The organism is Aeromicrobium massiliense JC14, assembly GCF_000312105.1.
Classification (GTDB): domain Bacteria; phylum Actinomycetota; class Actinomycetes; order Propionibacteriales; family Nocardioidaceae; genus Aeromicrobium; species Aeromicrobium massiliense.
In genome coordinates, this window is the sequence record NZ_HE978637.1 from 679,741 (window position 1) to 701,935 (window position 22,195).

Here is a 22,195-nt window from a genome sequence, read left to right on the forward strand (position 1 = left end):
GGGCCGGGACGATCACTCGTCCCGGCCCCGTCGTGCGTCCGTCGGATCAACGCATCGCGCGCACCAGCCGGCGGGCGATGTTCTCGCGCTGCCACCGGACGAACGTCTCGGTGAAGTGGTGGCTGTCGCGGTAGACGATCACGCTGCTCTTGGTGGCCTGGCAGCTGCGCGAGGAGCACAGCGAGCCGGTGATGCTGGCCAGCCGGCGCGACGGCACCAGCCCGCGCATGAGGCGCTGGCGCGCGGACGACGTCCAGAACCGCTGCGAGCTGAGTGCGTAGCCGCGGCTCTCGTTGCACCGGCTGGGGCGCGAGCTGTTGCGCTTGAGGCACGAGGGCACGTCGTGACCGAACTTCGGGGTGTCGTTGAGCAGCACGACCTTGGCCCCGCCGCGCTGCAGGTAGGAGATGCGCGAGCGCATGCCCTTGATGAACCGCGTGCGCCGCTCGGAGTCGGTGTTGTAGCGAGCCGTCCGGTACGCGTGGGTCTCGTAGAGGGCGGTCACGACGTAGTCGTAGCCGGCGCGCCGCACCTTGCGCATGACGTTGCGGTTCCAGTCGGCGCACTGCTGGCTCGCGCGGCCGTTGTAGCGGCCGAACGAGCACGCCGTCTTGGCGTACACGTCGACCGCCCAGCCGCGCGTGCGTCCGGCGTGGTCGAGCGCGGTGACGTACTGCTTGGTGACCGAGTCGCCGATGACCGCGACGCGGGTGGCGCTGCCACGGCGGCCGAACGTGCAGTGCGTCGGGCGGGAGCCGGACGTCTTGCTCTGGTAGCACGAGGCCATGTAGTCGGGTCGGACGTCGGACCCGGCCTTGGCGGGGCTGGGCCGTAGGGCGGCGGTGGCGGGAGGGGCGGCCAGCAGACCGGCCGCGAGCACCGCGACGAGGAGGATCGCGAGACGCTTCATGTGATCCACGCTACGGCGGGATCAGTCGACGCGGTACCCCGCGCCGCGCACCGTCGTGACGAAGTCCGAGCCCAGCTTCTTGCGCAGGTAGCCGACGTACACGTCGACGACGTTCGAGCCCGGGTCGAAGTCGTAGCCCCACACCTGCGACAGCAGCTGCTCGCGCGACAGCACCTGTCCGCGGTGACGCACGAGCACCTCGGCGAGGGTCATCTCGCGGGCCGACAGCTCGACGACCTTGTCGCCCAGGCTCGCCCGGTGGCGGCGCAGGTCGAGCGTGACGTCGCCGACCGTGAGCTCCAGGACGGCGGGCTCGCTCTGGTCGCGCAGCCGCAGCCGGACGCGGGCCAGCAGCTCGTCGAAGCGGAACGGCTTGGCCATGTAGTCGGCCGCACCGCCCTCGAGCGCGGCGACGGTCGTGGTCAGCGAGTCACGCGCGGTCAGGACGATGACGGGCAGCGCCGGGCACTCGGCCGACAGCCGCTCGAGCACGGCGAAGCCGTCCATGACGGGCAGGCCGATGTCGAGCACGACGAGGTCGGCCTCGCCGGCCAGCGCGTGGTCGAGGGCCGACTGGCCGTCGGCGACGACGGTGGGGGTGAACCCCTCCGCGCGCAGGCCCTTGGCGACGAACGAGGCGATGCGCTCCTCGTCCTCGGCGATCAGGATCCGGTTCACGAGGTCTCCTTCAGCGGAAGGCGCAACCGCACGGTCGCGCCGGTCTCGGTGTCGTCCAGCGCGACCGCGCCGTCGTGCGCCGTGGCGATCGCCTCCACGATGGACAGGCCCAGCCCCAGGCCGAAGCGGTCGTCGTCGTCAGCGCCGCGGCTGAAGCGCTCGAACAGCCGGTCGCGCAGCTGCGGCTCGACGCCGGGGCCGGTGTCGCGGACCCACAGCTCCAGGCGTCCGTCGACCACGGCCGACCCGACGCCGATCTCGTCGCCCGGCCCGGTGTGCCGCACGGCGTTGTCGGTCAGCTGCAGCAGGGCCTGGACGATGCGCTGCTCGTCCAGCAGCGCGGTGGTCTCGGCGACGGCGTCGACGACCCACTGCCGGTCGCCGAGGCCGCGGGCCCGGGCGACGACGCCGTGGGTGATGGCGGCGACGTCGGCCGGGTGCGGCTGGACGAAGTCGGTGCGCCGGGCCTTGGCGAGCAGCAGCAGGTCCTCGACGAGCCGGGTCATCCGGTCGACCTCGTCCAGCAGCAGGCGGCGGGTGTCGTCGACGTCCTGGGGATCGGTCGGGTCGAGCACCTCCAGGTGCCCGCGCAGCACGGTGAGCGGGGTGCGCAGCTCGTGCCCGGCGTCGTCCAGCAGCCGGCGCTGCGCGGTCAGGGCGGCGTCCAGCCGGTCGAGCATCGCGTTGAAAGTGCGCTGCAGGTCGGCCAGGTCGTCGTTGCCGGTGACGCGCATGCGGCGACCGACGTCACCCGCGCTGATCTGCAGGGCGGTGTCGCGCAGGTTGCGCACCGGACGCAGCAGGCTGCCGGCGATCCGGGACGACAGCGCAGCCACGACGAGGACGGCCAGCACGGCCAGCGCCGCGTAGTTGAGCACCAGGGCGCGCAGGCCCTCGCGGTCGGCGCTCAGGTTGTGCACCGCGACGAGCGCGGCGGTGGTGTCGTCGATGGACACGGGCTTCACCGCGACGCGGTACGTCTCGTCGCCCACCTCCAGGTCGCGGACGCCGCCGTCGTCGCGCATCGCGTCCACGAGCGGCCAGAAGCGGCCCGAGCGCTCGAGGTCGGGGTTCGAGTCGCCCTGCACGGCCCGCTCGCCGTTGCTGAAGACGGCGTAGAGGTCCTCGTTGTGCCCGGCGAGGCTCTGCTCCAGGAACGCGGCGACCAGGCGGTCGGAGCTGGCGTAGGGGCGTCCGGTGTCGAGGTCGTTCTCATCCCGCACCGTCTCGAGGTGGTCGAGCTGGTGGGACAGGCTCTCGTCCGCGTCCTCGTCGATGCGTCCGGACTCCACGCCGTACAGCGTCACGCCGACGCCGGCGAGCACGACGGCGGTCAGCGCGGCCACGGCGTAGGCGAGCCGCCGGCGGACCGGCAGCCCGCTGAGCCGCGTGAGGCGCCGCAACCGGGACGTGAGCGCGGAGCGACGGGAGGTGGCGCTCATCCGGTGACGTCGGCGACGGTCGCGTCGTAGGCCCGGACCAGGTCGTCCGCCGCGACGCGAGCCATCCAGCCGCGCTCGCCGACGCCCAGGCAGACGGTGCGCCCGGCCAGCGACGCGTCGCAGACGACGGGCCAGTCGCCCAGCGCACCCAGCGGGGTGATCGTGCCGCGGGCGTAGCCCGTGGCCGCCAGCGCGACCTCGGCGTCGGGCAGCTGCAGCCGGTTGGCGCCGAGCAGCGAACGGAGCTTCGGCCACGCGATCTGCCGGTCGCCGGGGACGAGCACCAGCACGAACGTGTCGTCGCTGCGTTTCACCACCAGCGTCTTCACGACGTCGCGCGGCGTGACGCCGAGCGCCTCGGCGGCCTGCTCGAGGGACTCGACCCGGGGGAGCGGGACGACCTCGACGTCCAGACCGCGGGATGCGGCGGCGTCGAGCGCACGCGCGCGTCCGGGCTGGTCCATGGGGACGAGACTATCGGCGCGCCGTCCCGGGCTCCCGTCCTGCTCCGGGCCGTGCATGAATCCCGCGTCCGTGGGTACGGCCCGGCCACCCCCGACGAGAGGACCGAGATGAGCAAGATCCTGAACGCCGCCGCCTTCGCCACCGGCTACGTGCTGGGCACGCGCGCCGGCCGCAGCCGCTACGAGCAGATCGTCCGCACCGCCCAGCGGGTGCGTGAGGACGCCCCGGACCTGGCGTCCCAGGTCGCCGAGCAGGCCAAGGGCGCCGCGGGAGCGACGTCGAGCGGCTCGAGCTCCAGCGGCTCCGGCTCCTCCGGCTCGGGCTCCTCGAGCTCGGGCTCGGACGGCTCGAGCGCCGAGGGGTCGGGCACGGACGCCGCAGCCTCCACGCCCATGTACTCCGCGCCGACCCCGGACGCGGGCCCCGCACCGGACGACGCGGACTCGGACGACGCCGACACGACCGCCGGCACCGCGGCACAGACCCCGATGTACTCGGCGCCGACGCCGGACAGCGGCACGGCGCCCGAGGGCGGTGCCCACGCCGCCGACCGTCCCGTCGACGCGCCGAGCAGCGGCACGGGTCCGGCCCCCGAGGGGCACACGGACGTCGAGGAGGAGGTCGTCTACAGCAGCGGACCCGACGTCGAGACGCCGATCGAGGAGCTGACCGAGGACGACCCGCGGTGAAGGCCGTCACCTTCGCCGAGTACGGCGGTCCCGAGAAGCTGACCTACGGCGAGGTGGACGACCCGAAGGTGGGTCCGGACTGGGTGCGCGTCGCCGTGCGGGCGACCTCGGTCAACCCGGTCGACTGGAAGGTCGCCTCCGGCGGCCTGGACTCGGCGCTGGACGTCGTCCTGCCCGCGATCCCGGGCTGGGACGTGGCCGGTGTCGTGACCGAGGTCGGCCCGGCGCATCGCGACCTGCGGGTCGGTGACGAGGTGTACGGCTACCTGCGCAAGGACGCCGTCCACGGCGGCACGTACGCCGAGCAGGTGGCGGCACCACGAGCCACGCTCGCGCTCAAGCCGTCGTCGCTGTCGTTCGAGGAGGCGGCCGCCGTCCCGCTGGCCGGGCTCACCGCCTTCCAGGCGCTGGAGGACGCGCTGCAGGTCGGTGCCGACGACGTCGTCCTCGTGCACGGCGCGTCCGGCGGCGTCGGTGTCTTCGCCGTGCAGATCGCCGCCGCTCGCGGGGCCCGGGTCATCGGGACGGCCTCGGAGGCGAACCACGACTTCGTGCGCGAGCTCGGCGGCGAGCCGGTCGCGTACGGTGACGGGCTCGTCGACCGGGTCCGCGCGCTGGCGCCCGACGGGGTCACCGCGGTGCTCGACACCCGCGGCGGCGACGCGCTCACGAGCGCCCCCGACGTGCTCGCCGACCAGCACCAGGGGCGCGTGGCGTCGATCGCCGACCCCGCGGTCGCGGAGCTCGGCGGCACCTACGTGTTCGTCCACCCGGACGTGGACGACCTCGCGGCGCTGGCCACCCTGGCCGACGCCGGCGACCTGCGGGTCCCGATCGCGTCCACGTACCCGCTCGAGCGGGTGGCCGACGCCTGGCGCGAGTCGATGGAGGGCCACGTCCGCGGCAAGATCGTGCTGATCGTGGGCTGACCGGACGCCCGACGGTTCAGGTCGGCCGAGCGGGGTACGGGCGGGTGGTACCGCACCTCGCGCAGGAAGGACGATCCATGACCGACGTCGCAGCCCAGCCGCCCGCCGAGGGCGACGACCGCCGGGTCCTCACGACCCGCCAGGGCCATCCGGTCCACGACAACCAGAACCAGCGCACGGTCGGGGCCCGCGGCCCCGCGACGCTGGAGAACTACCAGTTCCTGGAGAAGATCAGCCACTTCGACCGCGAGCGCATCCCCGAGCGGGTCGTGCACGCTCGCGGCTTCGTCGCGTACGGCTACTTCGAGGCCACCGGTCAGTGGGGCGACGAGCCGATCGCGCGCTACACCCGGGCCAAGCTGTTCCAGGAGGCCGGCAAGCGCACCGACGTCGCGATCCGGTTCTCCACCGTCATCGGCGGGCGCGACTCGTCCGAGGCGGCCCGTGACCCGCGCGGCTTCGCGGTGAAGTTCTACACCGAGGACGGCAACTGGGACCTCGTCGGCAACAACCTGGGCGTCTTCTTCATCCGTGACGCGATCAAGTTCCCCGACGTCATCCACGCGCTCAAGCCGGACCCGGTCACGTTCCGCCAGGAGCCGGCGCGCATCTTCGACTTCATGTCGCAGACGCCCGAGGCGATGCACATGCTGGTCAACCTGTTCAGCCCGCGCGGCATCCCGGCCAACTACCGGACGATGCAGGGCTTCGGCGTCAACACCTACAAGTGGGTGAACGCCGAGGGCGAGACGCACCTGGTGAAGTACCACTGGATCCCGACGATCGGGGTCAAGAGCCTCACCGAGGCCGACGCCGCCGCCATCCAGGCCGGCGACCTCGGCCACGCCAGCAAGGACCTCTATGACGCGATCGAGGCCGGCGACTTCCCCGAATGGGAGCTGCAGGTGCAGCTGATGAGCGACGAGGAGCACTCCGAGCTCGACTTCGACCCGCTCGACGACACCAAGGTGTGGCCCGAGAACGACTTCCCGCCGCAGGTCGTCGGGCGCATGGTGCTGGACCGCAACGTGCGCGACCACCACAACGAGAACGAGCAGATCTCGTTCGGCACCGGCGTGCTGGTCGACGGGCTGGACTTCTCCGACGACAAGATGCTGGTCGGACGCACGTTCTCCTACAGCGACACCCAGCGCTACCGGGTGGGGCCGAACTACCTGCAGCTGCCCGTGAACCAGGCCAAGAACGCCGAGGTCGCCACCAACCAGAGCGGCGGCCAGATGTCGTTCCACACCGACGACCGCGGCGAGAACCCGCACGTGAACTACGAGCCGTCGATCACCGGAGGCCTGCGCGAGGGCCAGGCGCCGACGCACGACGAGCAGGGGCCGGAGATCCACGGCCGCCTGACCCGCAAGCGCATCCCGCGCACGAACGACTACACGCAGGCCGGTCAGCGCTACCAGCTGATGGAGCAGTGGGAGAAGGACGACCTGGTGGCCAACCTCGTCGCCAACATCGGCGAGGCGGTCCGCGAGGTGCAGGAGCGCATGGTCTGGCACTTCCTGCTGTGCGACGACGAGCTGGGCACGCGTGTCGGCGACGGCCTGGGCATCAGCGCCGACGACGTCCGTGACCTGCCGCCGCTGCAGAGCCAGACGCTGGACGCCGACGAGCTCGAGCGGCTCAAGAACCTCGGGAGCAACGGGCCGCGGGACGTCCAGGGCCTGACGATGACCCACTGCGTGCCCAACGAGCACGTGGTCGTCGAGCGGTAGTCGAGTTCCGCGAAAACCACCCGCACAGGGGGCCTCCGGGGTGAGGATCGACGGGACCGTCTCGTCCCGCACTCACTCCGGAGGCCCTCGTGCGTCGTGTCCTGCTCGTCGCCCTGTCCACCGCGCTCGGCGCCGCCCTGGCGGTCGGCCCGGCCACCACGGCCGATGCCGGCGCGCGCGAGTTCAAGAACTGCGCGCAGATGAACAAGACCTACAAGCACGGGGTCGGGAAGCCCGGGGCGCGCGATCGCACGTCCGGCGAGCCCGTCACGAACTTCAAGCGCAGCAAGAAGATCTACCACGCCAACCGCAAGCGCGACCGCGACAAGGACGGCATCGCCTGCGAGAAGCGCTGAGCGGGCTCAGTCGCAGGTGTCGCAGGTGCCGCTGAGCGGCAGCTGGACGAAGCAGCGTCCGCACACAGGGGCCTGGCGCTGCGGCGCCGCCTTGGCCGCCGCGGCCTTCGCGTTCGCCCGCCGGCGGGCCTCCTGGGCCGTGAGCGACGGCGCGGCGTCCTCGGGCACGTCGGGCGCGTAGGCGCGGTAGCAGTCGAGCCGGTGCTCGGCGGCGCGCGCCTCGAGGTCGCTCACGTCGGTGGTGCCGTTGATGACCGCGGCCTTGGCGTAGGCCTCGCCGACCCGGCCGTCGTGGCGCACGGCCAGCGACGTCAGCGGCGGCTCGCCCGAGCGCTGCGCGTGCAGCGCGACGACGTCCAGGAGCGGCCCCATCCAGGCCGACGGACGGGCGGCGGCGCGCACGCCCGAGCGGGTCTGGACGAGCTCGGCGAGCTCGCTGTAGGTGATGGTCTGCTGGTAGGTCGAGGCGGTCGTCTTGAGGATCTCGTGGGCCACGGGGACCCAGTCCTTGAGCTGAGGGGGAAGGCCAGGCACGATCGACGATCCTAAGCAGGCGACCGGTGTGACGTGCACCCGGGTCGCGCTTGTCCGGACCGGACAGACTGGCGTCGTGAGAACGCCCTCGACCCTCCTCGCCGTCTGCCTCGTCGGTGCTCTGGCCGCGTGCTCCGAAGACCGCCAGCGGGTCGACGTCGAGGTGCCGCGGACCGTGTCCGCGCCGGTGCTCGACGGCGAGCCGGACCGGGTCTGGCTGCGCGACAGCGCTCGCCGCACGGGCATCCCGGCCCGGGTGCTGACCGCGTACGCGCGGGCCGCCGACCGCGTCGCGGCCGACGGGTGCGAGCTCGGCTGGAACACGCTGGCCGGCATCGGCCGGGTCGAGACCTCGCACGCCCGCTTCGGCGGCGCCGAGACCAGCGAGGCCGGCGACGTCCGCCCGCGCATCCTCGGCCCCCGCCTGGACGGCGGTCCCGGCATCCGCGCCATCGAGGACACCGACGGCGGCGAGCTCGACGGCGACACCACCTGGGACCGGGCGGTCGGGCCCATGCAGTTCATCCCGACCACGTGGGACCGCTGGGGTGCGGACGGCGACGGCGACGGCGTGCGCGACCCGCACTCGATCGACGACGCGACCTTGGCCGCGGCCCGCTACCTGTGCGACGCCGGCGACGACCTGGGCGACGACGCCGGCTGGGTCGACGCGGTGCTCACCTACAACAACAGCGGTGCCTACGCCCGCAAGGTCGCCGAGGCCGCCACCGAGTACGCCGGCTAGGGCGACCGCTCCCTGAGGGGGGCCACCGGTCCTGAGCCTGTCGAAGGGATCCTCTCGACAGGCTCGAGGACCGGGCCGGCCTACATGTGGCCGGTGTCGAGGAAGCGCTGGTGCCACGAGAGCGCCTCGCCCAGCAGGTGCGGCGTGTGCCGGGCGTCCGGGCGGGCCGCCTCGGCCCGCTCCAGGTAGTCGGTCAGCGCGTCGCGGAAGTCCGGGTGCGCGCAGTGCTCGATGATGCGCCGCGCACGCTTGCGCGGCGCCAGGCCACGCAGGTCGGCCAGGCCCTGGTCGGTCACGACCACGTGCACGTCGTGCTCGGTGTGGTCGACGTGGCTGACCATCGGCACGATCGCCGAGATGGCGCCGCGCTTGGCCGTCGACGGCGACAGGAAGAAGTTCAGGAAGGCGTTGCGCGCGAAGTCGCCCGACCCGCCGATGCCGTTCATGATCGAGCTGCCCATGACGTGCGTGGAGTTGACGTTGCCGTACAGGTCGGCCTCGATCATCCCGTTCATGGCGATGATCCCGAGCCGGCGGACGAGCTCGGGGTGGTTGGAGATCTCCTCGCTGCGCAGCAGGATGCGGCCCTTGTAGGCGTCGATGCCGTCCATGAACCGGCGGACCCCGGCGTCGGAGAGCCCGAACGACGTCGCCGACGCGGCGCGCAGGGTGCCGCTGTCGAGCAGGTCGAGCATCCCGTCCTGCAGCACCTCGGTGTACGCGACCAGGTCGGTGAAGTCGCTCGCGTCCAGCCCGGCGAGCACCGCGTTGGCCACGTTGCCGACACCGGACTGCAGCGGCAGCAGCTCGGCCGGCATGCGTCCGGCGGCGACCTCGTGGCGCAGGAAGTCGACCAGGTGCTCGGCGATGGCGCGCGACGCGTCGTCGGGCTCGCTGAAGGGGGAGTTGCGGTCGGGCGCGTTCGTCTCGACGACGGCGACGACGCGGTCGGGGTCGACCCGCAGGTACGGCTCGCCGATGCGCTGCATGGGCTCGGTGAGCTCGAGCGGGCGCCGGTGCGGCGGCAGGGCGGTGCCGTAGTAGACGTCGTGGAAGCCCTCGAGCTCGCGCGGCTGCCAGTGGTTCACCTCGAGGATGATCCGATCGGCCCGGTCGAGCCACGTCTTGTTGTTGCCCACCGAGCTCGACGGCACGAGCAGCCCGTCGGGCAGGATCGCCGTCACCTCGACCACGGCCACGTCGAGGTTGCCGTAGAAGCCGAACCACATGTGCTGCGCGCTGTGGCTCAGGTGGGCGTCGACGTAGTCGACCTCGCCGGCGTTGATGAGCGCCCGCAGCGTCGGGTCGGAATTGTAGGGCAGCCGGGTCGAGACGCCGTGCGCCTCGGCCAGCACGCCGTCGGCGTCGGGCGCCGTCGAGGCGCCGGTCCACAGCCCGATGCGGAAGTCCTCGCCGCGTCCGTGGGCCTGCGTCATCCGGGCAGCGAGCGCGGCCGGGAGCGCCTTGGGGTAGCCGGCGCCGGTGAAGCCGCTCATGCCGACGTTGTCTCCGTGGCGCACGAAGGTGGCGGCCTGCTCGGCGGTGGTGATGCGCTGCTGGAGCTGGGGGCTGAGGACGCGAGTCATGGTGCGTCCATCATGGCCCCGCGGGTCGCCGGTGGCCGGGCGGCCCGGCGGTTGAACGTTCAGGCCGCGAGCCGGGCCCGCACCTCGTCCAGCACGCGCGGCGGGAACTCGGCCGTGCGCCGGCAGCGCTCGACGAGGTAGACGATCTTGTTGAGCCGGCGCCCGGGCAGCTCGACGCCGCGCGCCTCCAGCGACGGGCGCAGCACGTTGCGGTCGAACGTGCCGTCGGACATCTCCGGCTCGCCGCGCCACGCGGCGAAGGCGGCCTTGAGGTCGGCGTGCCCGACGACGCCGTGCTCGGGCGACAGGGCGACTGCCAGCGCGGCGACGAGCCACGCGTCGTCGTGCTCGAGCGCCCCCACGCCCAGCTGCACGGTGCCCGAGCCGACCGCTGGCGCGTCGCGGTCGAGCTCGACCTCCAGGGCGAGGACGAGCGCCGGGACCCGCAGCTCGACGCGGGTGCCGGACGCGGTGAGCGACACGCGCTGCCCCGGTGCGGGGGTCGTCGGGCCGCCGCCGGGGGCGACGACCTCGACCACCGCGCCGTTGGCGCGCTGCCCGCGGTGCAGCACCGGGTGCCCGTCCGTCGCGCTCAGCACGAGCGCCGGGTCGCTGACGTAGGGGAGCCGGACGAACAGGTACACCGAGCCGTCGATGCGCTCGACCGTGAACGGCTGCTGCTCGGGCAGCGCCATGCGGCGCGCGACGACCAGCCGGCCGCCGGGCGCGAGCACCTCGGTGCCGCTCGGCCCGCCGTCGCGGGACCAGGTCACTCTCACCACCGTGGCTCCTCCTGGAACACGTTCCGCGCCGGCTCGACCTGCCCGGCGCAGGACGCCGACGATGATGCCATGCCCGGTTCCCTCTCCGCCGTCCTCTCGAACCTCTTGGTGCTCGCGCTGCTGGTCGCCGTCGTGTACCTGCTGCTCCGCGTGGGCCAGGCGGTCTTCCGCACCGACACCAAGCGAGCCGCCGCCGGCGAGGTCGCGGCCAAGCTCGTGACCCTGCCCGCCGGCTCGGACGGCGTGCTGCGCCGCCGCTTCGTGCGGGCGATCACCGGCCAGCACGTCGTCATGCCCAGCGGCGAGCGGCTGGCCTTCGGCTCGCTCGTCGTGCGGGTCGCGCCCGAGGACGTCGTGCGGCTCGACCCCGACGAGGACCTCGAGCGGCTCGGGGCGGACGCGGCCCGGCTGTACGCCGCGCACGCCGAGCGGCAGGACTGGAGCGTCCCGGCGGACGTCCGGGTGCAGGTCGAGGTCGACCCGTCGCTGCGCGCGGGCTGGATCCCGCCGGCGCGGGGTGGCGCGGCGGCCGCGTCCCGGGCCGCGGCGCCGGCCGGCTGGTCGGTGCTGCGGGCGTCGGGCGAGGACGAGGCCGGTCCCGAGCCGCGCCGGGTGCCCGTCGCCGAGCCCGCCACCACCCGGTTCCCCGCGCTCGTCCAGGACCTGCCCGACACCGGCACCATGCCGGTCGTGGCCATGACGGTCGGCTTGCGGCTGGAGCACGGCGACGACGCGGTGGAGCTGGTCGCGGGGGAGGAGCCGGTGCTGGGCCGGGTGAAGGCGAGCGCGCTGCGGCTCGGCCAGCCCGAGGTGTCGTACCGGCACGCCACGCTGCGCCACGCCCGCGGCGAGTGGCAGGTCAAGGACCTGGGCAGCACCAACGGCACGACGCTGGACGGCGAGCGGCTCGTCCCGGACGTCTGGACCACGCTGCGTCCCGGCGCCGCGCTGGCCCTCGCCGGCGTCGTGGTGACGGTCACGGCGCCGGCCCCGGGCACGGTCCCGGTCCGACGCGTGCCCACCGTGCGGTGACAATGGAGCCGGCGCCGTCGTCGAGCCCGGAAGGAGGCGCCCCCGTGGTCGACCCCTTCGTGAGCCCCGACCCCACGATCGACGTGGCGGTGGCCCGGTTCGAGCTCCTCGGGCGCATCGGTGCCGGCAACCACGGCGTCGTCTTCCGCGCCCGCGACCGGCACCTGGGCCGCGACGTCGCGGTGAAGCGGTTCTCGCACTTCCTGGCCGACGACCCGCGGGCGATGCGCCGCATCACCCGCGAGGTCGAGGCGCTCGCCCGGGTGTCCCACCCGCACGTCGTCACCGTGCACGACCTGGTGCACATGCCCGACGGGGACGGTGAGGTCACGCCGCACCTGGTCATGGAGCTGGTCGAGGGCACGTCGCTGAAGGAGCTGCTGCAGGCCCACGGCCCGAGCCTGCGCTCGACGGTCGCCGTGCGCGGCGTCCTCGACGGGCTCGCCGCCTGCCACCGGGCCGACATCCTGCACCTGGACATCAAGCCGGCCAACGTGCTGGTCACGCCCGAGGGTGGCGTGAAGATCGTCGACTTCGGCATCTCCCGCGCGGCGTCCGACACGACCGCGACGGTCGCCGGCACCCCGCACTACATGGCGCCCGAGCAGTACGACGGCCACGCGGACGAGCGCAGCGACGTGTACTCGGTGGGCTGCCTGCTGTTCGAGTGCCTGACCGGACGGCCGCCGTTCGAGGGATCGGTCGCCGAGCAGCTGATGGCGCACCGGCAGGCGCCCCGTCCCGACCCGCGCGCCCTGGCTCCGGGCGTCGGCAGCGACCTCGCCGCCGTGGTGGCCCGGGCCATGGCGGTCGACCCGGACGACCGGTTCCAGACCGTCGAGCACATGCGCGACGCGCTCGACGCGGTCGGCGACGGGCCGGCCGACGTCGCGGCCCGCACCGCCGCCGTGCCCACCTCGGTGCCGCGCCCGCTGGTCACCGACGCCGCCTGGGCCGGCGCCACCGGGCAGGAAGGGGTCGTCGGCTGGCCCGAGCGGCTGCGTCACTGGGCGGTCGGCGGCCTGCTGTGCCTCGGGCTGGCGCTGCTCGTGCCCTCGGTCGTCGCCGGGAGCCAGAGCCTGCTGCCCGCCGCGGACGTCGTGCGTGCCCAGCCGCTGGTGCCGACGCTGGACTGGGCGGCCGTCGCGATGCTGCTGGTGGTCGGCGGACTGCTGCTGCGCGCCCGGCCGCTGCTGGCGGCGCTGGACGGCCCGCCGCTCGGCTCGCCCGTGCCGCGCGGCGCGCTGAGCGGGTCGCACGCCCGCGCCCTGGCGCTCACCTGGGCCGCGGCGTGGCGGGGCAGCCTCGTCCTGCTGCTGCCCTGGTACGCGGCCGGCGTCGTCGCCCTGAGCGACTCGCTCGGCCTCGACTGGCCCGAGGGCGTGGACGCCTGGACGCGGCTGTGGGCCACGATGCCCGCGGTCTCGCTGGCCCTGGCCTGGTGGGGCGTCACCCGGCTGCGTCCCCGTCTCGGCGCGCTGATGGCGTCGGTGCTGCGGCTCACCGCCGCGCTGGCTGCGGCGGGCCTGTTCGTGGCCTACCCGTCGGCGCTGGGCTGATCAGCGCAGCAGGCGACGGGCACCGGCCGGCCACCACTGCCCCGCCGCGGGCTGGCCAGGACGGCAGGACCCGTCGGACTCGCCGGGGCTCTTGATCCACAGGTAGGCGTCCAGCGTGCCGCGTCGGTCGGCCCGGTTCACGATGCGGGGAGCACGGCCCAGTCGGGCGGTCGACGGGTTGCACCAGCCGTCGCTGACCCGGTGCCGGCCGCCGTTGCGCGACGTGTCGACGACGTACCGCGTGCCGGGGACGCCGCGGCGGGCCAGCTCGCGGACCACGGCGTCGCCGAACCGCTTCTCGCGCGAGGTGCGGTTGAAGTTGGAGACGTTGGTCGAGAAGCCACGGGCGTGCCGCACCCCGGCCGCCTTCAGGCGCGCGGCCATCGTGGCGGCGGGCATCCAGGTCGAGTGGCCGGCGTCCAGGTACACCCACGCGCCCGCACGGGAGAGGCGCTTGGTCGCGTACGTCATCAGCCCGGTGGTGGCCGACGTGTCGCAGGCGCCGAGGTTGGCCAGTGCGTCCGGCTCGAGCACGACCATCGCGCGGCTGCCGCGCAGGCCGCGGGCGACCTCGCGGACGAACGCGCGGTACTCGCGCGGGCGGTACCCGCCGGCCGAGTAGGAGCCGCAGTCGCGGTTGGTGATCGCGTACACGACCAGCACGGGGGTGCGTCGCTGGGCGCGCGCCTCGCGCACCGTCTGCGCCACCACGCGACGCACCTGCGTGCGTCCGGGGTAGGAGTCGGTGAGCCACACCGCCTGTGGCCTCGACCAGATGCGCCGGTAGCGCGGGTCGCGGTCGACCCGCTGCGCCGGCCACGACGGCACGAACAGACGCTGCGTCAGACGGGGATCCTTCGACGAGGACGACGCCGCGGCGGTGGCCGTCGCGGTCGGGCGCTCGACGGAGGCCGGCCCGGCCACGAGCGCCACGACCAGCGCTGCGGCGAGCACGAGCGCGGCGCGCAGCGATCGGGGGGAGGCAGGGGTCACGAGGTGCTCCGGCGGAGGGTCACGAGCTCGGCGAGCTCGGCGTCGGTCAGCTCGGTCAAGGCCCCCTCACCGGCGTTGACGACCGCGTCGGCGAGGGACCGCTTGGACGAGATGAGGTCGGCGATCGATTCTTCGACCGTCCCTTCGGCCACGAGCCGGTGGACCTGAACGACCCGGGTCTGCCCGATGCGATGGGCCCGGTCGGTCGCCTGGTCCTCGACCGCCGGGTTCCACCAGCGGTCGTAGTGGACGACGTGGTCGGCGCGGGTCAGGTTCAGGCCGGTGCCGGCCGCCTTGAGCGACAGCACGAACACCGGCACCTCACCGGCCTGGAACCGGCGCACCATCGACTCGCGGGTGCGCACCGGCGTGTGCCCGTGTAGGAAGAAGTGCGGGATCTTGCGCTCGTCCAGGTGACGGGCCAGCAGGTGCCCCATCTGGGTGTACTGCGTGAAGACGAGCACCGCGCCGTCCTCGGCCAGGATCTCGCCGAGCAGGTCGTCGAAGACGCCGAGCTTGCCCGAGCGTCCGCCGAGGCGGCCCTCCGTCTCGCGCAGGAACTGCGCCGGGTGGTTGCAGATCTGCTTGAGCTGGGTGAGCAGCCGGATGACCAGGCCGCGGCGCTGGATGCCCTGCGCGGCCTCGATCTGGGTCATCGTGTCGCGCACGACCGCCTCGTACAGGCCGACCTGCTCGCGTGTGAGGTTGACCTGGTGGTCGGTCTCGATCTTCGGCGGCAGCTCGGGGGCGATGCCCGGGTCGGACTTGCGCCGGCGCAGCACGAACGGGCGGATGAGCCGCGACAGGGTGGCGGCGCGCTCGCGGTCGCGACCGGACTCGATCGGCTGGCTCCAGGACGCGCGGAACTCCTCGTGCGTGCCGAGCAGGCCGGGCGTCGTCCAGTCCAGGATCGCCCACAGCTCGCCCAGCGAGTTCTCGACCGGCGTGCCGGTGAGCGCGAGGTTCGCGTCGGCCTCGAGCCGGCGCAGCGACTGCGCGGTGCGCGAGCGCGGGTTCTTGACGTGCTGGGCCTCGTCGGCCACGACCAGGCCCCAGGCGCGGTCGGCCAGGGTGTCGGCGTCGGTGCGCATCGTGCCGTAGGTGGTGACGACGAACCCGTTGCCCGCGCCGTGCAGCGACCGGTTCGGGCCGTGGTAGCGGACCACCGGCACGTCCGGGGCGAAGCGCTCGATCTCGCGCACCCAGTTGCCCAGCACGGACGCCGGGGCGACGACGAGCGTGGGGCGCTCGGACTGCCGGTGCAGGTGCAGCGCGATGAGCATGACCGTCTTGCCCAGGCCCATGTCGTCGGCCAGGACGCCGCCCAGGCCGAGCTCGACGAGCTGGCTCATCCAGCCGACGCCGGCCAGCTGGTAGTCGCGCAGGGTGCCCTCGAGGGACTCGGGCTGCTGGACGCCGGCGCCGCCGGCGCCGCGGGCCACCAGCCGCTCGCGCACCTCGTCGAGCCAGCCGACGGTGTGCACCTGCACGGTGCGTCCGTCGACCTCGATCTCGCCCGTGACCGCGGCGCGCAGCGCGTCGAACGGGCTCAGCTCCTGGCTGCGCCGCGCCAGCACGTCGCGCAGGTCGTTCTTGTCGACGAAGACCCAGCGGTTGCGCAGCCGCAGCAGGCCGTGCTGGGACTTGGCCAGCTGGTCGACCTCCTGCGCGGACAGCACGTCCGAGCCGAGGGCGACCTGCCAGTCGAAGCGGAACAGCTGGCCGGACGCGAACGCGGCCGGGCGGTCCGAGCGAGGGCCCTCGGCGCGCTGGACGAGCGCGGACGTGCCCAGCTCGCGCACGAGGTCGGCCGGCCACTGCACCTCGACGTGGTTCGCCATGAGCGCGGGGGCGAGCGTGGAGGAGCCCAGCGCGGCGACGTCGTCGGTGCCGACGGTGACGGCGCCGCGGGCGTGCGGGTCGCCCAGCCGGGAGGCCGGCTCCCAGCGCTCGGCGAGCCGGCCGAGCATCGCGGTCGCGGCCTGGCGGGCGTCCTCGTTGAACGTCGTCGAGGACGGGCCGAACAGCTCGGCGCCGTCGATCGCGGCGGTGCGGCCGGTGCGCGGCTGGGCCTTGATGCGGACGACGGCGACCTCGTGCTCGGTCGGCTCGTTGAGGAAGGTGATCGTCAGCGTGTAGCGGAACGTGCGCGGCTCGTCGGGGCGCGGCTCGGGTGAGCGGCCGCGCTGCGGCGTGCGGGCGACGTCGGGCGCGTCGGCGGCCAGCGCCTTGAGGAAGCCGGCGATCTTGGCCTGGCCGCGCGAGGCGTCCACGTCGATGTAGCGGGCGGCCTCGCGCAGCTCGTTGAGCTCGGACGCGTCGGGGGACTCCAGCGCGCCGCGGGCCATGATGCGCAGCGCGACGAGGGCCGGCGTGGCCCAGGCCCGCACCGTGTCGTCGGCGCTCAGCGCCCGGATGCCCTGGCTCAGCGGGCCGACCGCCTCGTTCGCCGTGGCCCGCTCATCGCCGCGCGGCGTGCGGAACACGAAGCGCGACTCCTCGGGGGCGTCGGCGAGCTCGAAGTCGACCGGGTAGCGCAGCAGCGAGCGCAGGTCGGGGCGGACGAAGACCATCCTTCTATTGTCGCCGGTCGCCCCTGACGTTCCCAAGCGGGTCCTGGGTGACGTTCGCGTCACCCGCCGTCCTGGACAGGTCACCGTCTCCGTGAGATAGTTGAAGCAACAACTATTGAGGAGTCGTCGTGCCGTACGCCCTGTCGGACCTGGAGAACCGCCTGGTGCCCAGCCCGCTCATGCCCACGCTGTTCGTCGGGCACGGCAACCCCATGCACGCGATCTCCGACAACGACTACACGCGCACCTGGACGCGGGTCGGGGAGGGGCTGCCCCAGGCGCAGGCCATCGTCGTGGTCAGCGCGCACTGGCTGACCCCCGGCGAGGTGCACATCACCGACGCGCCGCGCAACCCGATCATCTACGACTTCGGCGGCTTCCCCGACGAGCTCTACCGCGTGCAGTACGAGACGACCGGCGACCCCGACGTCGCGCGGCTGCTGGCCCGCCAGCTGGCCGAGTACGAGGCCGAGCTCGACAAGCAGTGGGGCCTGGACCACGGCACCTGGAGCGTCCTGAAGTTCCTGGCGCCCGCGCCGGAGGTGCCCGTGCTGCAGATCAGCATCGACTACGCGATGCCGCTGCCGCAGCTGTACGAGCTGTTCTCCCGGCTGCGCCGCCTGCGCCGGCGCGGGGTCGTCTTCATCGGCTCGGGCAACATCGTCCACGCCCTCGGGCGGGCGCGCTGGGAGCCGCAGGCCCCCGCCTACGACTGGGCGCTGCAGTTCGACGCCGACACCGCCGAGGCGATCGTCGAGCGGGACGTGGCCCGGCTGGTGGACCCGTACCGGTCGTGGGACGAGGCCCGGCTCGCGGTGCCGACCGACGACCACTACCGGCCGATGGTGGCGGCGCTGAGCCTGCTGGAGCCGCAGGAGCGGGTGGAGTTCTTCAACGACACGATGGACATGGGCTCGATCAGCATGCGGTCGTTCATCACCGTCGCCTGAGCGCAGCAGAAGGGGCCCGGTCCTGGTGGACCGGGCCCCTTCGCGCGTGGCGTCAGGACTGCGGGGCCGCCTGGGCCTGCTGCTCGGCGAGCTGGCGGCGGACGTCGTCCATGTCCAGGTCGCGCACCGCCTGCAGGAGCTGCTCGAGCGCCTGCCCGGGCATCGCGCCGGCCTGGTTGAACACCAGGATGCCGTCGCGGAAGGCCATGAGGGTCGGGATCGACGTGATCTGCGCGGCGGCGGCGAGCTCGCCCTGTGCCTCGGTGTCGATCTTGCCGAAGGTGACGTCCTGGTGCTGCTCGCTGGCGTTCTCGAACACCGGGCCGAACTGCTTGCACGGGCCGCACCACTCGGCCCACCAGTCGACGAGCGTGATGCCCTCGCCGGTGACGGTGGACTCGAAGTTGTCCTTGGTGAGCTCGACGGTAGCCATGGGTTGCCTCTCCTCGGGAGCATGCGTACCTGTGGTGCAACGCATGGCCCGGTCGGGCCATTCCCCGACGACTTCGTGACTCGTGCGTAACTTCGTGCCATCCGCCACGTTGGATGCAACATCAGTCCCGCGTGATGGGGCTCACACCAGGGGAGAATGCATGAAGCGAATGATGACCGTGCTGCTGGCGGCGGGCCTGTCCGCCAGCCTGGTCGGGGTCTCCGCGACGACGGCCGAGGCCGCCGACCCGGTGAAGATCCGCAAGTTCGGCAGCTACAGCGTGACGAAGGGCCACAAGACGACCATCAAGGCGAAGGTCGACGCCCGGGGCTACGTCCGGGTCGGCACGCCGGTGATGGACGTCTGGAACAGGAAGGGCAAGCGGATCGTCGTCAAGAAGCCGCGCGCCCGGCTGGGGGCCGGCACCTACAAGGTGCGCACGACGGTCAAGTACCGCACCTACACGGTCCGCAACAACTACGCCCAGCGCGTCGTGGCCCGCAAGGGCTCGGCCGTGAACGCCACCTGCACCGTCACCTCGGTCAGCCCGGTCGTCGGCACGATCGTCGGACCCGTGGACGACGCGCTCACCGAGATCCCCGTCCTGGGCGACCTGCTCGGCGTCGTGACCGGCCTGGTCGGCAACGTGCTGCAGGGCGTCATCAACGTCCACGACTACACCGCGACCTGCAAGGTCGCCGGCTCGAACGGCTTCCGCGTCACCGGCACGATCGCCGGCTCCGGCTCGGTCGACCGCTCGGTCGTCTCCTACCCCGGGTCGGAGAACCGCGACGTCACCGACCCGGGGGTCGTGAACTACGGTCCCGAGCAGCTCAAGGGCCGCAGCTTCGTGGCCGACGGCCTGACGCTCGCGGCGGACGCGAAGCAGACGTACGTCCGGTCCCGCACCACGACGTACTCGCCGCTCAAGAAGAAGACCCGCACCCAGACGGTGAAGATCCGCCGCCGCTAGCGGGCCGGCCGGCGGCGGGGCAGGATCGTGGGCATGGACCGACGACAGCTGCTCGGCTCGCTGGCCGCCGTGGGCGCCGCGGCGCTCGTCGGGTGCACGTCCGACGAGCCCGCGGCGCGCCGCACCACCTCCAGCCCCTCGCCGACACCCACCCCGAGCGCGGCACCGGCCTCGCCGTCCCCGACGGACGAGCGTCCGGTCCGTCCGCGCAAGGAGTCCGTGGTCGCCGAGGGGCTCGGTGTTCCCTGGGGCATCGCCTTCCTGCCGAGCGGGGACGCGCTGGTGTCGCTGCGCGACGAGGCCCGCATCGTGCTCGTGGGCCGCGACGGCGTGCGCACCGTGGGGGAGGTGCCCGGCGTCGTGCCGGCGGCCGGCATCGGCGAGGGCGGCCTGCTCGGCCTTGCGGTGCCGCCGGGTGACGACTCGGTGGTCTACGCCTTCCACACGTCCGAGTCCGACGACCGGGTCGTGCGGATGAGCTACTCCGGCGGCCGGCTCGGCCGACCCCAGCCGGTGCTCGCCGGCATCCCCACGTCCACGCACCACCACGGCGGCCGCCTGCTCTTCGACCCGCGTGGACGCCTGTTCGTCTCCACCGGCGACGCCGAGCAGCGCGAGCTGGCCCAGGACCGCGACTCGCTGGCCGGCAAGGTGCTGCGGATCGACCGGGACGGACGTCCGGTCGACGGCAACCCGTTCGGCAACCGCACCTGGACGTACGGCCACCGCAACGTCGAGGGGCTCGCCCTCGACGCGTCCGGGAGGCTGTGGGCCACCGAGTTCGGCGACAAGTCGGCCGACGAGCTCAACCTGCTGCAGCGCGGCGGCAACTACGGCTGGCCCGAGGTCGAGGGGGAGGGCGGCGGCGACGGTCTCGTCGACCCGAAGGTCATGTGGGGCACGAGCGAGTGCTCGCCCGCCGGCCTGGCGATCACCCGCTCGACCGCGTTCCTCGGGGCGCTGCAGGGACGCTGCCTGTTCTCGGTGCCGCTGCGCGGCGAGCGCGCCGGCGCGCCGCGCCGCCACCTGGACGACGGCGATCGCGTGCGCTCGGTGGCCGTCGCGCCCGACGGCGCGCTGTGGGTCACGACGAGCAACACCGACGGCCGGCGCGAGCCCGCGCAGGGCGACGACCGCATCTGGCGGGTGACGATCTGAGCGGCGCCGAGACTACCGCCGCGTAGGGGTGCCACCGGGCGAAACATGAGGCTAGCGTCAGGTTCAGCCCGTTCCCGTCCGACAGGAGGCCCCCGTGGACGACTCGACCTTCGACTACGACCGCGACGACGTCAGCACCATGGCGCACCGCTACCCGTCCCGCCCGCTGGCCCACGCCCAGGCGCACCCCGGCGACGTGCACTTCCTGGCCGGCGTGCCCGAGCCGCTGCGGCACACCTGGGACGAGGGCGGACACCTCTGAGCGTCCACGCGCCCGCGCGACGACGAAGGCCCCACCCGGCGTACCGGGTGGGGCCTTCGCGCGCGTCAGGTCAGAGCGGGCGGATGTTCGCCGCCTGCGGGCCCTTGGGGCCCTGCTCGACGTCGAACTCGACCTTCTGGGCCTCGTCCAGGGAGCGGTAGCCGCTGGTCTGGATGGCGCTGAAGTGGGCGAAGACGTCGGCGCTGCCGTCGTCCGGGGCGATGAACCCGAAGCCCTTGTCGGCGTTGAACCACTTGACGGTTCCGGTGGCCATGTCGATCTCTCCTCCGTTGCAAGAACGGTCCCAGACCTTCTGCGGACCGCGGTCGCGGTGGTGCACCCGAAACAACCAGGCACCCGGACGGGTCACGCAGCCACAGGTCGTACGCACAGCAACTGCGCAACACCCTAGGGCAGCGGGCGGCCGGCGCGCACGGGTTCGCCGGGCGCGTGTCGCCGGGCCGCCCTTCACCGAATCGCAATCGGACGAATAGTCCATCGTGTCTAGACGCAACTAGTCATTCCTTCCTAGGTTGTCCGAAGGCGTGCGCCGCCCCACCCGGACGACGCCCGCTGCGCGGACCACCCGGCCCGCACCATCACGACACACAGGGGGAACACAGTGAGACGTCTCACGACGGGCCTGATCGGGCTCGGACTGACGGCCTCGTTCGGAGTCGCGTACGGCGCGCCCGCACAGGCCGCCCCGGCGCCGCAGCAGCCGGCGGCCGAGAAGGCGCAGCGGGAGCACGACCTCCCGAACCCGCTCGAGGACAAGCGTCGCGCCCTGCGCGAGGAGGCACTCTCCTCGGTGCTGAGCGGTGACGCGACGACGGTGCAGAAGGACGGCAGCACCGTCGTCAAGCTCGGCAAGGCCTACGCGCCCGCCGACGCCGCCGCCCAGGGCAACGCCAAGGCCCGCACGAAGCTGCGCGCGCAGCAGGCCGCGCCCAAGCAGGTCGACCAGTACGTCGAGCTCGAGCAGGAGCGCGCCGACAAGGTCTTCGTGATCCTGGCCGAGTTCGGCGACGAGCGTCACCCCGACTTCCCCGACTCGGACTGGGCGTCCGCCGAGGACGCGGTGCAGCCGCAGCGCTTCGACGGCCCGCTGCACAACCAGATCCCCGAGCCCGACCGTCGCAAGGACAACACGACGATCTGGCAGAAGGACTTCTCCCAGCAGCACTACGACGACATGTACTTCGCCGACGGCAAGAAGGACGAGTCGCTCAAGACCTATTACGAGACCCAGTCGTCGGGCCGCTACACGGTCGACGGCGAGGTGTCGGACTGGGTCAAGGTGCGCTACAACCAGGCCCGCTACGGCCGCACCGACGAGGGCGCCTGGGACCTGGTCCGCGACGCGCTCGACCAGTGGGTCGCCGACCGCGAGGCCGCCGGCGCCACTCC

The 22,195-nt window shown here is 73.2% G+C and carries 23 protein-coding genes; 12 read left to right on the top strand and 11 right to left on the bottom strand.

What is annotated here, in order from left to right; genetic code table 11:
• Positions 1-46: 46 nt before the first annotated feature.
• Genes HGAM_RS10575 through HGAM_RS10590 form a run of 4 tightly spaced genes read right to left on the bottom strand, consistent with a single transcriptional unit; the run spans position 47 to position 3,494 of the window.
• Positions 47-910 (bottom strand): SGNH hydrolase domain-containing protein, encoded by an 864-nt coding sequence (locus HGAM_RS10575; RefSeq protein ID WP_019145461.1) that lies wholly within the window; start codon positions 908-910, stop codon positions 47-49.
• A gap of 21 nt (positions 911-931) precedes the next feature.
• On the bottom strand, positions 932-1,588 hold the full coding sequence (locus tag HGAM_RS10580; RefSeq protein ID WP_019145462.1) for a response regulator transcription factor: 657 nt from the start codon (positions 1,586-1,588) through the stop codon (positions 932-934).
• Positions 1,585-3,030 carry a sensor histidine kinase gene (locus tag HGAM_RS10585; protein WP_019145463.1) on the bottom strand — a complete coding sequence of 482 codons (1,446 nt, stop codon included), beginning with the start codon at positions 3,028-3,030 and terminating at the stop codon, positions 1,585-1,587. The genes HGAM_RS10580 and HGAM_RS10585 overlap by 4 nt, the downstream gene beginning before the upstream one ends.
• Positions 3,027-3,494, bottom strand: a complete 468-nt coding sequence (locus HGAM_RS10590; protein ID WP_019145464.1) for an aminoacyl-tRNA deacylase — start codon at positions 3,492-3,494, stop codon at positions 3,027-3,029. The genes HGAM_RS10585 and HGAM_RS10590 overlap by 4 nt, the downstream gene beginning before the upstream one ends.
• A gap of 108 nt (positions 3,495-3,602) precedes the next feature.
• Between HGAM_RS10590 and HGAM_RS18840 the strand changes: the two genes are divergently transcribed.
• From HGAM_RS18840 to HGAM_RS10610, 4 genes are all read left to right on the top strand, one after another.
• The gene (locus HGAM_RS18840) at positions 3,603-4,184 is read left to right on the top strand and encodes a hypothetical protein (protein WP_019145465.1); all 582 of its coding nucleotides are present in this window, start codon (positions 3,603-3,605) and stop codon (positions 4,182-4,184) included.
• Positions 4,181-5,113: an NADP-dependent oxidoreductase gene (locus HGAM_RS10600; RefSeq protein WP_019145466.1), complete on the top strand. Its 933-nt coding sequence runs from the start codon at positions 4,181-4,183 to the stop codon at positions 5,111-5,113. The genes HGAM_RS18840 and HGAM_RS10600 overlap by 4 nt, the downstream gene beginning before the upstream one ends.
• Before the next feature lie 77 nt (positions 5,114-5,190).
• A complete protein-coding gene (locus HGAM_RS10605; RefSeq protein WP_019145467.1) occupies positions 5,191-6,849 on the top strand; it encodes a catalase in 1,659 nt (552 codons plus the stop codon).
• Positions 6,850-6,938: 89 nt separating this feature from the next.
• Positions 6,939-7,205, top strand: a complete 267-nt coding sequence (locus HGAM_RS10610) for an excalibur calcium-binding domain-containing protein (protein ID WP_019145468.1) — start codon at positions 6,939-6,941, stop codon at positions 7,203-7,205.
• Between the two features lie 6 nt (positions 7,206-7,211).
• Here the strand turns inward: HGAM_RS10610 and HGAM_RS18845 are convergent, their stop codons facing one another.
• Positions 7,212-7,739: a hypothetical protein gene (locus HGAM_RS18845; protein ID WP_049798239.1), complete on the bottom strand. Its 528-nt coding sequence runs from the start codon at positions 7,737-7,739 to the stop codon at positions 7,212-7,214.
• A gap of 76 nt (positions 7,740-7,815) precedes the next feature.
• On the opposite strand from HGAM_RS18845, the gene HGAM_RS18850 reads away from it, so the two are divergent.
• Complete coding sequence (locus HGAM_RS18850) at positions 7,816-8,484, top strand: lytic transglycosylase domain-containing protein (RefSeq protein WP_019145470.1); 669 nt, start codon at positions 7,816-7,818, stop codon at positions 8,482-8,484.
• An 80-nt stretch (positions 8,485-8,564) separates the two neighbouring features.
• On the opposite strand, the gene scpC is transcribed toward HGAM_RS18850, so the two are convergent.
• On the bottom strand, positions 8,565-10,070 hold the full coding sequence (gene scpC / locus HGAM_RS10625) for a succinyl-CoA:acetate CoA-transferase ScpC (RefSeq protein ID WP_019145471.1): 1,506 nt from the start codon (positions 10,068-10,070) through the stop codon (positions 8,565-8,567).
• Positions 10,071-10,129: 59 nt separating this feature from the next.
• Positions 10,130-10,843, bottom strand: a complete 714-nt coding sequence (locus tag HGAM_RS10630; RefSeq protein WP_019145472.1) for a hypothetical protein — start codon at positions 10,841-10,843, stop codon at positions 10,130-10,132.
• A 78-nt stretch (positions 10,844-10,921) separates the two neighbouring features.
• Here HGAM_RS10630 and HGAM_RS10635 point away from each other — a divergent pair, with 78 nt between their 5' ends.
• Entirely contained in the window at positions 10,922-11,884 is a 963-nt protein-coding gene (locus HGAM_RS10635; RefSeq protein WP_038951744.1) for an FhaA domain-containing protein, read from the top strand.
• A gap of 44 nt (positions 11,885-11,928) precedes the next feature.
• On the top strand, positions 11,929-13,443 hold the full coding sequence (locus HGAM_RS18855; RefSeq protein WP_049798240.1) for a serine/threonine-protein kinase: 1,515 nt from the start codon (positions 11,929-11,931) through the stop codon (positions 13,441-13,443).
• On the opposite strand, the gene HGAM_RS18860 is transcribed toward HGAM_RS18855, so the two are convergent.
• On the bottom strand, positions 13,444-14,436 hold the full coding sequence (locus tag HGAM_RS18860) for a glycoside hydrolase family 6 protein (RefSeq protein WP_019145473.1): 993 nt from the start codon (positions 14,434-14,436) through the stop codon (positions 13,444-13,446). It lies immediately after the preceding gene.
• Entirely contained in the window at positions 14,433-17,009 is a 2,577-nt protein-coding gene (locus HGAM_RS18865) for a DEAD/DEAH box helicase (protein WP_019145474.1), read from the bottom strand. The genes HGAM_RS18860 and HGAM_RS18865 overlap by 4 nt, the downstream gene beginning before the upstream one ends.
• A 128-nt stretch (positions 17,010-17,137) precedes the next feature.
• On the opposite strand from HGAM_RS18865, the gene HGAM_RS10660 reads away from it, so the two are divergent.
• A complete protein-coding gene (locus tag HGAM_RS10660; protein WP_019145475.1) occupies positions 17,138-17,959 on the top strand; it encodes a dioxygenase family protein in 822 nt (273 codons plus the stop codon).
• A 52-nt stretch (positions 17,960-18,011) separates the two neighbouring features.
• Here HGAM_RS10660 and trxA read toward each other — a convergent pair whose 3' ends face one another.
• Complete coding sequence (gene trxA / locus HGAM_RS10665) at positions 18,012-18,392, bottom strand: thioredoxin (RefSeq protein ID WP_019145476.1); 381 nt, start codon at positions 18,390-18,392, stop codon at positions 18,012-18,014.
• A 160-nt stretch (positions 18,393-18,552) separates the two neighbouring features.
• On the opposite strand from trxA, the gene HGAM_RS10670 reads away from it, so the two are divergent.
• The 3 genes from HGAM_RS10670 (at position 18,553) to HGAM_RS20380 (ending at position 20,785) form a co-directional block, all read left to right on the top strand.
• A complete protein-coding gene (locus HGAM_RS10670) occupies positions 18,553-19,365 on the top strand; it encodes a hypothetical protein (RefSeq protein ID WP_147543660.1) in 813 nt (270 codons plus the stop codon).
• Positions 19,366-19,398: 33 nt separating this feature from the next.
• On the top strand, positions 19,399-20,523 hold the full coding sequence (locus HGAM_RS10675) for a PQQ-dependent sugar dehydrogenase (RefSeq protein WP_019145478.1): 1,125 nt from the start codon (positions 19,399-19,401) through the stop codon (positions 20,521-20,523).
• A gap of 94 nt (positions 20,524-20,617) precedes the next feature.
• The gene (locus HGAM_RS20380) at positions 20,618-20,785 is read left to right on the top strand and encodes a hypothetical protein (RefSeq protein WP_019145479.1); all 168 of its coding nucleotides are present in this window, start codon (positions 20,618-20,620) and stop codon (positions 20,783-20,785) included.
• Positions 20,786-20,855: 70 nt separating this feature from the next.
• Here HGAM_RS20380 and cspE read toward each other — a convergent pair whose 3' ends face one another.
• Positions 20,856-21,059, bottom strand: a complete 204-nt coding sequence (gene cspE, locus HGAM_RS10685) for a transcription antiterminator/RNA stability regulator CspE (RefSeq protein ID WP_019145480.1) — start codon at positions 21,057-21,059, stop codon at positions 20,856-20,858.
• Between the two features lie 348 nt (positions 21,060-21,407).
• On the opposite strand from cspE, the gene HGAM_RS18870 reads away from it, so the two are divergent.
• A partial coding sequence (locus tag HGAM_RS18870) for an immune inhibitor A domain-containing protein (protein WP_218915274.1) occupies positions 21,408-22,195 on the top strand: 788 nt, incomplete at its 3' end.

What these genes read in the sequence shown, in the direction of transcription:
- HGAM_RS10575 (WP_019145461.1), bottom strand. Translation starts at nt 910, where the DNA reads ATGAAGCGTCTCGCGATCCTCCTCGTCGCGGTGCTCGCGGCCGGTCTG.
- HGAM_RS10585 (WP_019145463.1), bottom strand. Translation starts at nt 3,030, where the DNA reads ATGAGCGCCACCTCCCGTCGCTCCGCGCTCACGTCCCGGTTGCGGCGC.
- HGAM_RS10590 (WP_019145464.1), bottom strand. Translation starts at nt 3,494, where the DNA reads ATGGACCAGCCCGGACGCGCGCGTGCGCTCGACGCCGCCGCATCCCGC.
- HGAM_RS18840 (WP_019145465.1), top strand. Translation starts at nt 3,603, where the DNA reads ATGAGCAAGATCCTGAACGCCGCCGCCTTCGCCACCGGCTACGTGCTG.
- HGAM_RS10605 (WP_019145467.1), top strand. Translation starts at nt 5,191, where the DNA reads ATGACCGACGTCGCAGCCCAGCCGCCCGCCGAGGGCGACGACCGCCGG.
- scpC (WP_019145471.1), bottom strand. Translation starts at nt 10,070, where the DNA reads ATGACTCGCGTCCTCAGCCCCCAGCTCCAGCAGCGCATCACCACCGCC.
- HGAM_RS10635 (WP_038951744.1), top strand. Translation starts at nt 10,922, where the DNA reads ATGCCCGGTTCCCTCTCCGCCGTCCTCTCGAACCTCTTGGTGCTCGCG.
- HGAM_RS18865 (WP_019145474.1), bottom strand. Translation starts at nt 17,009, where the DNA reads ATGGTCTTCGTCCGCCCCGACCTGCGCTCGCTGCTGCGCTACCCGGTC.
- trxA (WP_019145476.1), bottom strand. Translation starts at nt 18,392, where the DNA reads ATGGCTACCGTCGAGCTCACCAAGGACAACTTCGAGTCCACCGTCACC.
- HGAM_RS10670 (WP_147543660.1), top strand. Translation starts at nt 18,553, where the DNA reads ATGAAGCGAATGATGACCGTGCTGCTGGCGGCGGGCCTGTCCGCCAGC.
- HGAM_RS10675 (WP_019145478.1), top strand. Translation starts at nt 19,399, where the DNA reads ATGGACCGACGACAGCTGCTCGGCTCGCTGGCCGCCGTGGGCGCCGCG.
- cspE (WP_019145480.1), bottom strand. Translation starts at nt 21,059, where the DNA reads ATGGCCACCGGAACCGTCAAGTGGTTCAACGCCGACAAGGGCTTCGGG.